This window comes from Nocardioides pelophilus, assembly GCF_014180685.1.
In the GTDB taxonomy this organism is placed as follows: domain Bacteria; phylum Actinomycetota; class Actinomycetes; order Propionibacteriales; family Nocardioidaceae; genus Nocardioides; species Nocardioides pelophilus.
Genome location: NZ_JACEHF010000123.1, coordinates 1 through 12,344, shown reverse-complemented (window position 1 = coordinate 12,344; position 12,344 = coordinate 1). Strand labels below are relative to the sequence as shown.

The window sequence follows — 12,344 nt, the reverse complement described above, 5'->3', positions numbered from 1 at the left end:
ACCAGCGGCCGGGGGCTCGCTTGGCTCGCACCTCAACCAGCGGCCGGGGGCTCGCTTGGCTCGCACCTCAACCAGCGGCCGGGGGCTCGCTTGGCTCGCACCTCAACCAGCGGCCGGGGGCTCGCTTCGCTCGCGCCTCGCCCAGCGGCAGGGAGTCGATTCGGGCGTCGAGGAAGCAATGCGTTAAAGTCGGCGACCGCATCACCTGGGGCGATTGGCGCAGTGGTAGCGCGCTTCGTTCACACCGAAGAGGTCACTGGTTCGAACCCAGTATCGCCCACCAGCAGAGAGGCCCCTGGCCTGCGGAAACGCGGATCGGGGGCCGTTGTCATGTGGCGCCGGCCCGGATCCAGATCCGGGTCTGGGGTGGGCCTCACTCCTCGCCGCCGCCGTCGTCCTCGTCGTCCTCGTCGTAGGAGGAGTCGTCGACCTTCCAGTCGCCGTCCTCCTTCACCAGCCTGATCGTGCCCTCCTGGGTGTCCTTCTCGTCGCCGTCGAATTCTCCCTCGAGGATGTCGTCGTCATCGCCGGTGTACTCGTAGGTCTCCTCGTACTCGACGATCGCGACGTCCTCGCCCTGTTCGTCGACGCTCTTGATCTCGACGGAGTGGTCGACGTCGTCGAGGAAGTCGTCGAACGACTGGTCGTACTCGTCCTCGAACTCCTCGTTGCCGTCTTCCCGCTCCTTCTCGGCATCGTCGGCGAACTCGCCGCAGTCGTCCGCGTCGTAGAAGCCGAGGAGGTCCTTCTGCAGGTCCTTCGACAAGAGCTCGCAATAGCGCTCGTAGTCGAACTCGGCCTGCGCATTCAGGTAGTCCTCGGTCACGTCGTCCGGCCCGCCGCCCAGCACGAAGTTGAACAACACGAAGAGCAGAACCAGCACTAGGACCAGGGCTGCGCCAGCACCGCCGATGATCGCCAACAGCTTGCCCTTGCCTCGACCGGAGCCTCCGCTACCGCCGCCGGGCCCGCCGAACGACTGCGGTTGGCCATACCCGGGCTGGCCGGTGGGTGCGCCGTAGACGGCTTGGGGCTGCGGCGGCTGCGCCGAGGCGTCGCCGGGGTAGTTGGCCGCGCGGTTCGGGGCGATCTGGGTCGGGAGGTCACCGCCGGGTGCGCCCGGCGCCGGGGGAGGCGCCGGCGGAGCAGGAGCAGCAGCGGCGTCGCTCGCCGGGGGCTGCGTGTGCTCGGTCCACTGGTTGCCGTCCCACCAACGCTGGCCGCCGCCCTGGCTGTCGGGGTACCACCCGGGAGGGGTCTGGTTCGGGTCTGACATCGCACGCTCCTGGTGTGGTGGTCCGGCCGGGGATCGGCGGCGGCCGGCGACGTTCGGGAATCATCGCACGGTCGCACCGCCGTGAACGGGGGTTCGTCGACGCTCTCCAGGGGCCGGGTGCACGTCTCCGAGCGTCCCCGGAGAACTTCGAGAAGTTGCCTTCCGGCCGGCTCCTGGCTGCGAGGCTGACCACCGTGAGCATCCATCGCGACCTGGCAGAGCTTGTTTCTCGAGCGGGACCGTCCGTGTTCGAGAATCACGAGTCCTTTCGGGCCGCGTGCGACGACTACATCGCCGAGGCCGCCGGCACCCGCGGGGAGTGGAACCTGTTGGCGGACGCGATCAGGCTCGGCGAGTACCGCCGGCTGATGAACCAGATCGAGCTCGGCGCAGACCCGGTGCAGGCCATCGATGCCCACGGTTCGCGTCTGGCATCGGAACGCGGGACCCAGGAGACCACAGGCGCCAGATGGGCACTCGCAACGCTTGCATTCGCGACCGGAGCGGTGCCCGAAGATGTGGTGCTCGCACGGCACGGCGGGCGGCCTTCTGCTGGACCACCGCCCGCTGCGCTCACGACTCCGCGGGAGAACCCAGGCGGACCGGTCGCTCCCGGCCTGCCGACGGGAGGTTCTTCGCCCACTCACCCGAGGTCGCCACGGGTGAAGGTCCGCTGGCTCGTCACTGGCGCAGTTGTGGTCGTGGTGGCCCTCGCGGCCGCAGTCGGGACCCTGCTCACCCGGGAAGACGGGTCACCTTCCGACAAGGCAGCTCCAGAGACTCTCAGCACCGGGGCCGACACGACATCGACTCCTGGCGACACGGAGACGGAGACGGACGAAGAGGTCCGCGCGTTCGCAGCAACCGCTTGCACGGCGATGTTCACCCGTGACTTCCGCAACTACGACCAGCAAGTCGCAGAAGCTCTGGGGCTGATGACAGAGTCGTTCGCCGCGGAGTTCCGCGGGACCACGGACGCGATTCGTTCGGCCTTCGTCGGGTCCAGCTCGAGCATCGACGTCGAGGACGTGGAAACGGTCCTGGTGAAAGCCGATGAGAAGTCGGCACGAGTGCTCGTCTCCTTCACCCAGCGCTTCCGCAGCGACGGAGCAACGACCGCAACGCCGTCAAAGGCGCTCTTGGTCCTGGTCAAGGACGGTGGCGATACCTGGCGAGTCGCCGACCTGAAGGCAAGGGGCACCTGACGATCCGCACCTGCCCGGCGCGGTGGAGTGCTGACCTGTGCCGGGTCGCGCGTCATGGTGGGCCGTGAGACCCGCCGTTCTCGGGACCTTCTGCTGCAGCCCCGGACCCTCGCCGGCGCCTACGATGGCGCTCCGATCTCGGCTCTCGAAGACAAGGTGATCCCCGTGCGCCGCCCTCTCTCAACCATCCTGATCGCCGCGCTCGTGGCGCTCTCTCCTGCTGTCCTGCCGGCGCCGGCCGGCGCCGGTCTCGCCCTCGACCCGGTCGTCGGTCAACTGGTGGACTCCACGACCGGAGCTCCGGCGGCCGGCACCACGCTGCGGCTGCACGCCGACGACGGCGGTACGCCGGGCGCGGTCGTGGTGACCGACGTGACCGACACCAACGGCGAGTTCAGCCTCGCCCCGACCGGGGCGGGGGACTACTGGGTCGAGGTCGTGCGCAACAACCGGGTGCAGGGCGGCTACGTCTCGGACCGCGCCAGCGGCCCGAGCTGGGTGGAGTTCGATCCTTCGTACGCCACTCCGGTCACGCCCGGTCGGCGACTCGGCCGGGTCATGGCGCTGCCGTCCTTCATCAGTGGTGTCGTGGTCAACGCGGCCAACGGCAACCGGCTGGGCGGGATCACGGTCAACACCCGCGAGGTCACCAGCCTGAGCACCGTCGTCGGCAGCGACACGACCGACAGCAACGGCTTCTTCCGGATCCCGATCACCGGCGAGGACTTCGGACTGCGTGTCAACGGCGTCAGCCGCGGGTTCGAGGCCGGCTGGCGGGCGTGCGACGCCACGGTGGTGCGCACCTGGGGCGCGGCCTGCGGCTCGCCGATCGGCCGGATCGGCAAGGTCTTCCTCGACCGCGCCTGACCACGGGCTAACTCCCGCGCGGACACACGCGACCGGTCGATACCCTGGATGCACGGCCCCGCATCCGCGGCGGTTCGTCCAGCCACACTCCGAAGAGGTCTCTGTGTCCGACATCAAGGTCGTCCTCGTCCCCGCCGACGCGCGCGAGGGCCAGGAGACGACCACGCTCTCCGTGAGCGCGGGCACCAAGGCGTGGGAGCTCTTCAAGGAGCAGCCCGACATCGTGGCGGCCCGGGTCGCGGGCGAGCTCAAGGACCTCGCCTACGAGCTGGCCGACGGCGACGAGGTCGCGGGCGTCGCGATCGACAGCAGCGACGGCCACGACATCCTGCGGCACTCCTGCGCCCACGTGCTGGCGCAGGCGGTCCAGGACCTCTACCCCGACGCGAAGCTCGGCATCGGCCCGCCGATCAAGGACGGGTTCTACTACGACTTCGACGTCGAGGTCCCGTTCACCCCGGACGACCTGGCCAAGCTCGAGACCCGGATGCGCAAGATCATCAAGGACAACCAGCGGTTCTCCCGCCGGGTGACCAACGACGACGACGCGCGGGTCGAGCTCGCCGACGAGCCCTACAAGCTCGAGCTGATCGGGCTGAAGGGCAGCGCGGCCGACGCGGCCGAAGGTGCGGGGGCGGAGGTCGGCGCGGGTGAGCTGACCATCTACGACAACATCGACCGCAACGGCGAGGTCGCCTGGAAGGACCTCTGCCGCGGCCCGCACCTGCCCACCACGAAGCGGATCCCGGCCTTCAAGCTGATGCGGTCGGCGGCGGCGTACTGGCGCGGCGACGAGAAGAACAAGCAGCTGCAGCGCGTCTACGGCACCGCCTGGGAGACCAAGGAGGCGCTCGACGACTACCTCCACCGGCTCGAGGAGGCAGAGAAGCGCGACCACCGCAAGCTCGGCCGCGAGCTCGACCTGTTCAGCTTCCCCGACGAGATCGGCTCCGGCCTCGCGGTCTTCCATCCCAAGGGTGGAGTGATCAAGCGCGAGATGGAGGACTACGTCCGGCAGCGGCACATCGAGGAGGGCTTCCAGTACGTCGGCACCCCCCACATCACCAAGGAGGGGCTGTTCCACACCTCCGGGCACCTGCCGTACTACGCCGACACGATGTTCCCGCCCATGGAGTTCGAGGGCGCGAACTACTACCTCAAGGCGATGAACTGCCCGATGCACAACCTGATCTTCAGGTCGCGCGGGCGGTCCTACCGCGAGCTGCCGTTGCGGCTCTTCGAGTTCGGCTCGGTCTACCGCTACGAGAAGTCCGGGGTCGTCCACGGCCTCACCCGGGTGCGCGGGTTGACCCAGGACGACTCCCACTCCTACGTCACCCCGGAGCAGGCGCCCGACGAGATCAAGCACCTGCTCGACTTCGTGCTCGGGCTGCTGAAGGACTTCGGCCTCGACGACTACTACCTCGAGCTGTCCACCCGTGACGACTCCAAGCCCGACAAGTTCGTCGGCACCGAGGAGGAGTGGACGGTCGCGACCAAGGTGCTGGAGGACGTCGCGCTGGCCTCCGGCCTGGAGTTGGTGGCCGACCCGGGCGGCGCCGCGTTCTACGGCCCCAAGATCTCGGTGCAGGCGCGCGACGCGATCGGGCGGACCTGGCAGATGTCGACCATCCAGTACGACTTCAACCAGCCGAAGGGCTTCGGCCTCGAGTACGTCGCCCCCGACGGCTCCAAGCAGCAGCCGGTGATGATCCACTCGGCGAAGTTCGGCTCCCTCGAGCGGTTCTTCGGGGTCCTCGTCGAGCACTACGCCGGCGCGTTCCCGCCGTGGCTCGCGCCGGTCCAGGTGCAGGCGATCCCGGTGGCCGACACCTTCTCCGACTACCTCCACGACGTGGCTCGGCAGATGCGCAAGCGCGGCATCCGGGTCGAGGTCGACGACTCGGACGACCGGATGCAGAAGAAGATCCGCAACGCACAGCTGCAGAAGGTCCCGTTCATGCTGATCGCCGGTGCCGACGACGTCGACAAGGGCGCGGTCAGCTTCCGCTACCGGGACGGACGCCAGGACAACGGCGTCCCGGTCGCGGAGGCCATCGAACGGGTCGCTGCCGCCATCGCATCCCGCGAACAGGTCTGAGACGGGGGCGGGGATGCGTCGCCTGGCGTCGGGTCTCGCGCTCGCTGTACTGCTGAGCGTCGTGGGCGCCTGCGCCGAGCAGGACGGCGACGAGCCGACCGCGGAGCCGACGGCGGAGGAGACCCAGACCGACAAGCCCAGGAAGCGCAAGCCCACCGGCCAGGGCGGCCCGGGCGTGGAGGCGAGCAGCCTCGCCGAGATGGCCGAGGACCTCGCCAACGACGCGTCCGGCACCATCCCGCCGCGCGACGAGCCGGTGCTAGGCGCCGACATCAGCTGGCCGCAGTGCCCGAAGGGGATGGGCATCCCCGAGAAGCGGTCGCTGGGCCTGCCGATGCCCGTCCAGGAGGCCGAGTTCGTCGTCATCGGGCTGACCAACGGTCCGGGCTTCACGCCCAACCCCTGCCTGGCCGACCAGGTGGCCTGGGTGCAGGAGCGCGAGCTGATGGCGTCGGCGTACGCCGTTGCCAGCTATCCCGACGCCGCCACCCTCGAGAAGTACGCCTGGGACGGCCCGTACGACGGCAGCCGGCTCGTGGGTCGCCTGCGCAACGTCGGCTACCAGCAGGCCAGGTTCAACATCGACTCGCTCGTCGACTCCGGGCTGCAGACGCCGATCGTGTGGATCGACGTCGAGCCGGTGCCGCTCTTCGAGTGGAGCAGCGACCCGGTCGCCAACGCCGCGGTCGTCGCGGGAGCCGCGCGCGCCTACACCGAGGCCGGCTACACGATCGGCGTCTACTCGACGCCGTACCTCTGGGAGGGCGTGGTCGGGAGCTTCCGACTCGGCGTCCCGGAGTGGCGGGCGGCCGGTCAGACGTCGCGCGAGGAGGCGTTCAGCCGCTGCGGCGACGACTGGTCGATCCAGGGCGGACGGGCCGTGCTCGGCCAGTGGGTCGCCGACAGCCGCGACCACAACATCACCTGCCCCGACATCGCCCTCGACCTCGGCCGCTGGTTCCACCGATATTGAGGCGCCGCCCACGGTCGTCGCCGATCCCCGGCGACCGTCGGACGGGACGGCTACCCTGCACGGGGACCGATCGGGCGGATCGAGAGAGAAGCGGGACGGATGGCGGACGAAGCGGGGAGCGACCCCGAGTACGGCGGCGACGGCCGCCGCCTGCGCTGGCTGGCCCACAACCAGGCCCGACGGCGGGTCATCATCGACGCCGCGATCCGGGTGCTCGAGCGCGCGGAGCCCGGTGACGACGTCCAGGTCCAGCTGATCGCCGAGGAGGCGGGCCTCGCCCGCACGGTGCTCTACCGGCACTTCCACGACCGGGTCGACCTCGACCTCGCCGTCCAGCAGAAGATCTGCCGCGACCTCGGGCGGCGGCTGGGTCCCGCGTTGGCCTACGACGGCGAGCCGATCGTGATCATCCGGCGGATCGTCGACGAGTTCGTGCGCTGGGCGACCGAGCACCCGACCCTCTTCTGGTTCGTCGAGCTGGAGCTGCCCGGTCCCGGCGCCCACCCGCTCGCCGAGTCGATCGAGCAGATCGGGGAGCAGATCGAGCAGCTGATGAACACCGTCGTCCAGTACTTCGGCATCGAGCTGAGCGCCGACGACCGGGCCGGTCTGGACCCGTGGGTGTTCGGTCTGATCGGCCAGGTCTTCTCCTCCGTGCGGCGCTGGTCGTCACGGCTGGAGGTGACGCCCGACGCCGACCACCTGGTGAACATGCTCGCCCAGTCGATCTGGCTCCAGATCAACGGCATGGCGGCGTCGCGCAACATCGAGGTCCCCGACGTGCCGCTCTACGAGCTGCTGCGAGCCATGGAGCAGACCGAGCAGTGACCGACCCCGACGGCCTGGAGCGCCTCTGGACGCCCCACCGGATGGCCTACGTCCAGAGCGCTGCCGAGGAGCCGGCGCCCGATCCCGACCTGCCGGTGTGCCCGTTCTGCCGGATCACGCGCGATCCCGAGACGTCCCACGACGACGAGCTGGTCGTCGTCCGGGGGAAGACGGCGTACGCCGTGCTCAACCTGTATCCCTACAACCCCGGCCACCTGATGCTGCTGCCCTACCGGCACGTCGCCGACTACACCGATCTCGACGACGCCGAGACCGCCGAGATCGCGCTGCTGACCAAGCAGGCGCTCGAGACCATCCGGCGGATCGCCCAGCCGCACGCCTTCAACGTCGGCCTCAACCTGGGCGGCGTCGCGGGCGGCTCGCTGTCGGGCCACCTGCACCAGCACGTCGTGCCGCGATGGTCCGGCGACGCGAACTTCATGACCGTGATCGCCGGCACGAAGACCCTGCCTCAGCTCCTCGGCGAGACCCGCGACCTGCTCGCGGACGCCTGGCGTTAGCCTCGACGTCGTGCTCGACCGCTTCAAGGACTTCTGGCAAGGCGTCGTCCTCATGCCCTTCGTCCGACTGTTCATCAAGCTGGGGATCAGCCCGGACGCGGTGACCCTGGTGGGCACCCTCGGTGTCTGCGTGGGCGCCCTCGCGTTCTTCCCTCGTGGCGAGCTGCTGTGGGGGGTGCTCTTCATCACGGCGTTCGTGTTCAGCGACCTGATCGACGGCAAGATGGCGCGGACCCTGGACCGGAAGTCGCGGTTCGGCGCGTTCTGGGACTCCACCCTCGACCGGATCGGCGACGGCGCGATCTTCGGCGGACTGGCGCTCTACTTCGCCGGGCCGGGCGACAGCTACCTCTACCTGTGCGTGACCCTGTGGTGCCTGGTGATGGGCTCGGTCACGTCGTACGCCCGAGCACGCGCGGAGTCCCTGGGCATGGACGCCAAGGGCGGGCTCGCCGAGCGCGCCGACCGTCTGGTGTCGGTCCTGGTGATGACCGGTCTCGCCGCGCTGTTCGACCTGCCGATCCTGATGTACGTCACGCTCTGGGCGCTGGTGGCGGCGAGCACCTACACCGTGGTCTTCCGGGTGCTCAAGGTCTATCGCCAGGCGGTGGTCCTCGATGCCGACCTCGATGCGGGGGAGAAGCCCTCCGCCACCTAGAATCGGACCCATGAGCGAGCAGCACGAACTGGGCACCACCAAGGTCAAGCGCGGCATGGCAGAGATGCTCAAGGGCGGCGTGATCATGGACGTGGTCACCGCCGAGCAGGCCAAGATCGCCGAGGACGCCGGCGCCGTCGCGGTGATGGCGCTGGAGCGGGTGCCGGCCGACATCCGGGCCCAGGGCGGCGTCTCGCGGATGAGCGACCCCGACATGATCGACTCGATCATCGAGGCGGTCTCGATCCCGGTGATGGCCAAGGCCCGGATCGGTCACTTCGCCGAGGCGCAGGTGCTGCAGAGCCTCGGTGTCGACTACATCGACGAGTCCGAGGTGCTCACCCCGGCCGACTACGCCAACCACATCGACAAGTGGAAGTTCACCGTGCCCTTCGTGTGCGGTGCGACCAACCTCGGCGAGGCGCTGCGCCGGATCACCGAGGGCGCGGCCATGATCCGCTCCAAGGGCGAGGCCGGAACGGGCGACGTGTCCAACGCGGTTACCCACATGCGCACCATCCGGGGCGAGATCCGCCGGCTCGGCTCGCTCGCGGAGGACGAGCCCTACGTCGCCGCGAAGGAGCTGCAGGCGCCGTACGACCTGGTGGCGGAGGTGGCGCGGGCCGGCAAGCTTCCCGTGGTGCTGTTCACCGCCGGCGGCATCGCGACCCCGGCCGACGCCGCGATGATGATGCAGCTCGGCGCCGAGGGCGTCTTCGTGGGCTCGGGCATCTTCAAGTCCGGCAACCCCGCCCAGCGCGCCGAGGCCATCGTCAAGGCCACGACCTTCCACGACGACCCCGACGTCGTCGCCAAGGTCTCCCGCGGTCTCGGCGAAGCGATGGTCGGCATCAACGTCGAGGACATCCCCCAGCCGCACCGGCTCGCCGAGCGCGGCTGGTAGGTCTCGAGACGGTCGCCAGGGCGACCTCCTCGACCAACGTCGCTTCGCTCTCGAGACGGTCGCTGCGCGACCTCCTCGACCAACGTCGCTTCGCTCTCGAGACGGTCGCTGCGCGACCTCCTCGACCAGCGGGGGCTGTGGTCTCGAGACGGTCGCTGCGCGACCTCCTCGACCAGCGGGGGGGTGTGGTCTCGAGACGGTCGCTGTGCTGCCGCGGATCGAGGCGCTCCCCGGCTTCTGCAGCGCCAGCCTGATGGTCGATCGCGCACGCAGCCGGGCCTGCTCGACCGCGTTCGAGCTGGCGATCGCGCACCTCCGGGTGCCCGAGCTGGTCTAGCCTCCCCGTCAGCTGCGCAGCTCGGGACAGGGGAGGAGCGCACGGTCGCTGGCGCTCAAGGCGTCGTAGTCGCCGACCAGCTCGAGGACCGCGTCGTCGACCGGATCGAGGTAGACCCGGAAGTCGTACTGGTCCTGCGCCCACCACAGCTGCGGCTCGCCGCCGTCGGCGACGGTGTACTCACCTGAGGGGGCGCCCATCAGCGCGACGACCTGGTCGCGGGTCAGATCGGGAGAAAGGTCGCACCAGGCTCCCAACCAACGAGCCGGCCCGGACCCCGGGGCGTCGGAACCGTCGGAGCCGTCGGAACCGTCGGAGCCGTCGGCCGAGCGCGGCGTGCTGGAGAACACCCGCCAGCGCGCCCGGTGATAGACCATCCGGACGGTGAGGTCGGCTGACGCCAGGTGGACCTCGAGGAGCGCGTCCTCCTCGGTCTCCTGGGTGACCTCGACGTCGACGATCTCGCTGTCGAACTCCGGGTCCTCCCACAGCAGCGCCTCGAAGCGGGTGCACGGGTCGCCGAGCTCGGCGCGGTCGGCCAGGATCGCCTCGTAGCGCAGCTCGATGGTGAGCTCGGGTGCCTGGAGGGCGCACGCGGCAGCCGCGTCGTGCTCGGCCAGCGCAGCGAGCCAGTCCTCGTACGCCGAGACCGCCTGGCTCGTGCTCCCGGGGGTGGTGCCGACCTCGGCCACTCCGCGCGGCTCGTCGTTCTCGCGGTCGACGCCGCACCCGGCGAGCAGCCCGGTCGCCACGATCAGCGCGGTGGGGCCCCACCGGCGACTCCTCGGCCCCGTCACGTCCATCGACCTCCCCCTTTCGCGAGGGGACTCTACGCACCTGGTCAGTCGTGACTAGACGGCGATATCGAGCGGCCACTTCTCCGGGGAACGACGCTTTTCGGGACCGCGGTCCCGCATTGTCGGGACTGCGGGGTCTGCATGGACTCGGTGACACCCGGAGGGAATCATGAAGAAGAGCACCAAAGGAGCAATTGCAGCGGGCAGTGCGGCGGTCCTGCTCATGGGCGGTGCCGGAACGCTCGCCTACTGGACCGCGACCGGAACTGCCGAGGGCGGCGCCATCAACGCCGGCACGCTGACCCTGACGCCGGTCGGCTGTGACGCCAGCTGGGTCTATGCGGCCGGTCAGGCCGGAGCCGGCACGCCGGTGGTGCTGTTCGTACCCGGTGACGTCGTCACCAAGGAGTGCACCTTCACCCTCGGCGCGACGGGCGACAACCTGAGCGCCACCGTCGACGCACCCGACACGCTGACCTTCGTCACCGACCCGACCGGCACCTCGTTCGACGCCACGGTGAGCGCGACGTACGACCTCAACGGCACCGCGATCGCCGACGGCGGCACCATCACCGACGCCGATGGCGGCGAGACCCTCACGGTCGCGTTCGTCGTCGACATCCCGTACGGCACCGCGGACCCGACCGGCATCAACGACAACGACATGCAAGGCGTCGAGGCGACTCTCGACACCCTCACCGTCACGTTGACGCAGGTCGACCCGAACCCGTGACCTGACGGGCGGGGCGCGAGATGAGCACGCCCGGGCGCATCGTCGGCTGGCTCGGGCAGGTCCTTGCCTGGTCGTGCGTGGTCGCGGTCGCGGCGGTCCTGACCGTCACGGTCCTGGTGCCGCGGCTGGCGGGCGCGACGCCGTACACCGTGCTGACCGGCTCGATGTCACCCGGCCTGCCTGCCGGCAGCCTGGTCGTCGTCAAGCCGGTCGCGGCGGACGAGGTGGGGGTCGGCGCCGTGATCACCTACCAGCTGGAGTCGGGCAAGCCTGCCGTGGCCACCCATCGCGTCGTCGCCGTCGAGACCGCCATCAACGGCGACCGGGCCTTCGTCACCCAGGGGGACGCCAACGACGCGGCGGACCCGCAGCCGGTCCGGGAGGTCCAGATCAAGGGCGAGCGTTGGTACTCGGTGCCGTACCTCGGCCACGTCAACACGTTGCTGAGCGGCAACCAGCGCCAGATCGGGGTCTACGTCGTCGGCTCGCTGCTCCTGGCGTACGCCGCCTACATGTTCACCAGCAGCATCCGTGAACGCCGCCGGCGCCCGGAGGACGACCAGAGAAGCGCCGAGGACATCAGGGAGGAAGCCGTCGTATGACCCGCCGGTCCGCGGTTCCGATCGTGCTGGCAGCAGCCGTGTGGCTGCTGGCAGCCGTGGTGGCTGCGCCCGCGAGGGCCGCCGACGACGTGGGGCTGAGCCCCGACGGGGTGGTCTGGTACGACGCGCTGCACCGGCCGTTGTTCGATGCCGACCGGCGCTGGGTCCCCGGCGACGCCGAGGTGGCGTCGTTCTACGTCCGCAACGACGGCCCGGCCGCTGCCCTGCTGACGATCGAGGTGCGGAGCGTGGACGGCCACGACCTGATGGCCGACGACGACGTCGAGGTCGCCGCCCGGGTCGCGGACGGCGACTGGTTCGCGATCGAGAACGGAACGCCGTCGCGCTCGCTGACCGACCGCGCCATCGCCGAGGGCGGACAGATCCGGGTCGACGTGCGGGTGCGCTTCTCCTGGGCCGCGCCGAACAGCGCGATGCTCGGGCGGCTCCCGATCGACTTCGAGGTCCGGCTGGTCGAGGACGCCCCGGCGGCCGACGGCGACCGCGGTGACGGCGGGCCTGGCGGGTGGCTCCCCGACACC

At 70.0% G+C, this 12,344-nt stretch carries 14 protein-coding genes and 1 tRNA gene; 13 read left to right on the top strand and 2 right to left on the bottom strand.

What is annotated here, in order from left to right; translation table 11 throughout:
- The first annotated feature begins 208 nt into the window (after positions 1 to 208).
- Positions 209 to 283, top strand: a tRNA-Val gene (locus H0488_RS17080).
- 90 nt (positions 284 to 373) lie between these two features.
- Here H0488_RS17080 and H0488_RS17075 read toward each other — a convergent pair.
- Positions 374 to 1,276 (bottom strand): DUF2510 domain-containing protein, encoded by a 903-nt coding sequence (locus H0488_RS17075; RefSeq protein ID WP_183100452.1) that lies wholly within the window; start codon positions 1,274 to 1,276, stop codon positions 374 to 376.
- A 194-nt stretch (positions 1,277 to 1,470) separates the two neighbouring features.
- Between H0488_RS17075 and H0488_RS17070 the strand changes: the two genes are divergently transcribed.
- The 9 genes from H0488_RS17070 (at position 1,471) to H0488_RS24750 (ending at position 9,670) form a co-directional block, all read left to right on the top strand.
- Positions 1,471 to 2,481, top strand: coding sequence for a hypothetical protein (locus H0488_RS17070; protein ID WP_183100451.1), 1,011 nt, complete (start codon positions 1,471 to 1,473; stop codon positions 2,479 to 2,481).
- Positions 2,482 to 2,646: 165 nt separating this feature from the next.
- Complete coding sequence (locus tag H0488_RS17065) at positions 2,647 to 3,348, top strand: prealbumin-like fold domain-containing protein (RefSeq protein ID WP_183100450.1); 702 nt, start codon at positions 2,647 to 2,649, stop codon at positions 3,346 to 3,348.
- Positions 3,349 to 3,451: 103 nt separating this feature from the next.
- On the top strand, positions 3,452 to 5,449 hold the full coding sequence (gene thrS, locus H0488_RS17060; protein ID WP_183100449.1) for a threonine--tRNA ligase: 1,998 nt from the start codon (positions 3,452 to 3,454) through the stop codon (positions 5,447 to 5,449).
- Positions 5,450 to 5,462: 13 nt separating this feature from the next.
- Positions 5,463 to 6,422 carry a hypothetical protein gene (locus tag H0488_RS17055; protein ID WP_183100448.1) on the top strand — a complete coding sequence of 320 codons (960 nt, stop codon included), beginning with the start codon at positions 5,463 to 5,465 and terminating at the stop codon, positions 6,420 to 6,422.
- Positions 6,423 to 6,521: 99 nt separating this feature from the next.
- Complete coding sequence (locus H0488_RS17050) at positions 6,522 to 7,250, top strand: TetR/AcrR family transcriptional regulator (protein ID WP_183100447.1); 729 nt, start codon at positions 6,522 to 6,524, stop codon at positions 7,248 to 7,250.
- On the top strand, positions 7,247 to 7,771 hold the full coding sequence (locus tag H0488_RS17045) for an HIT family protein (protein WP_312856395.1): 525 nt from the start codon (positions 7,247 to 7,249) through the stop codon (positions 7,769 to 7,771). Before H0488_RS17050 ends, H0488_RS17045 begins: the two co-directional genes overlap by 4 nt.
- A gap of 10 nt (positions 7,772 to 7,781) precedes the next feature.
- The gene (gene pgsA, locus H0488_RS17040) at positions 7,782 to 8,429 is read left to right on the top strand and encodes a phosphatidylinositol phosphate synthase (RefSeq protein ID WP_183100446.1); all 648 of its coding nucleotides are present in this window, start codon (positions 7,782 to 7,784) and stop codon (positions 8,427 to 8,429) included.
- A gap of 10 nt (positions 8,430 to 8,439) precedes the next feature.
- Positions 8,440 to 9,333 (top strand): pyridoxal 5'-phosphate synthase lyase subunit PdxS, encoded by an 894-nt coding sequence (gene pdxS, locus H0488_RS17035; protein ID WP_183100445.1) that lies wholly within the window; start codon positions 8,440 to 8,442, stop codon positions 9,331 to 9,333.
- 205 nt (positions 9,334 to 9,538) lie between these two features.
- Complete coding sequence (locus tag H0488_RS24750; protein WP_281369688.1) at positions 9,539 to 9,670, top strand: hypothetical protein; 132 nt, start codon at positions 9,539 to 9,541, stop codon at positions 9,668 to 9,670.
- A gap of 8 nt (positions 9,671 to 9,678) precedes the next feature.
- Here H0488_RS24750 and H0488_RS17030 read toward each other — a convergent pair whose 3' ends face one another.
- Entirely contained in the window at positions 9,679 to 10,473 is a 795-nt protein-coding gene (locus H0488_RS17030; RefSeq protein WP_183100444.1) for a hypothetical protein, read from the bottom strand.
- Between the two features lie 163 nt (positions 10,474 to 10,636).
- On the opposite strand from H0488_RS17030, the gene H0488_RS17020 reads away from it, so the two are divergent.
- The 3 genes from H0488_RS17020 to H0488_RS17010 form a co-directional block, all read left to right on the top strand.
- Positions 10,637 to 11,200, top strand: a complete 564-nt coding sequence (locus H0488_RS17020) for an alternate-type signal peptide domain-containing protein (RefSeq protein WP_183100443.1) — start codon at positions 10,637 to 10,639, stop codon at positions 11,198 to 11,200.
- 20 nt (positions 11,201 to 11,220) lie between these two features.
- Positions 11,221 to 11,802 carry a signal peptidase I gene (locus tag H0488_RS17015; RefSeq protein WP_183100442.1) on the top strand — a complete coding sequence of 194 codons (582 nt, stop codon included), beginning with the start codon at positions 11,221 to 11,223 and terminating at the stop codon, positions 11,800 to 11,802.
- The coding region (locus tag H0488_RS17010; protein ID WP_220794703.1) for a hypothetical protein at positions 11,799 to 12,344 on the top strand (546 nt) is incomplete at its 3' end. The genes H0488_RS17015 and H0488_RS17010, both read left to right, overlap by 4 nt.

What these genes read in the sequence shown, in the direction of transcription:
- H0488_RS17075 (WP_183100452.1), bottom strand. Translation starts at nt 1,276, where the DNA reads ATGTCAGACCCGAACCAGACCCCTCCCGGGTGGTACCCCGACAGCCAG.
- H0488_RS17055 (WP_183100448.1), top strand. Translation starts at nt 5,463, where the DNA reads ATGCGTCGCCTGGCGTCGGGTCTCGCGCTCGCTGTACTGCTGAGCGTC.
- H0488_RS17050 (WP_183100447.1), top strand. Translation starts at nt 6,522, where the DNA reads ATGGCGGACGAAGCGGGGAGCGACCCCGAGTACGGCGGCGACGGCCGC.
- pdxS (WP_183100445.1), top strand. Translation starts at nt 8,440, where the DNA reads ATGAGCGAGCAGCACGAACTGGGCACCACCAAGGTCAAGCGCGGCATG.
- H0488_RS17030 (WP_183100444.1), bottom strand. Translation starts at nt 10,473, where the DNA reads ATGGACGTGACGGGGCCGAGGAGTCGCCGGTGGGGCCCCACCGCGCTG.
- H0488_RS17020 (WP_183100443.1), top strand. Translation starts at nt 10,637, where the DNA reads ATGAAGAAGAGCACCAAAGGAGCAATTGCAGCGGGCAGTGCGGCGGTC.
- H0488_RS17015 (WP_183100442.1), top strand. Translation starts at nt 11,221, where the DNA reads ATGAGCACGCCCGGGCGCATCGTCGGCTGGCTCGGGCAGGTCCTTGCC.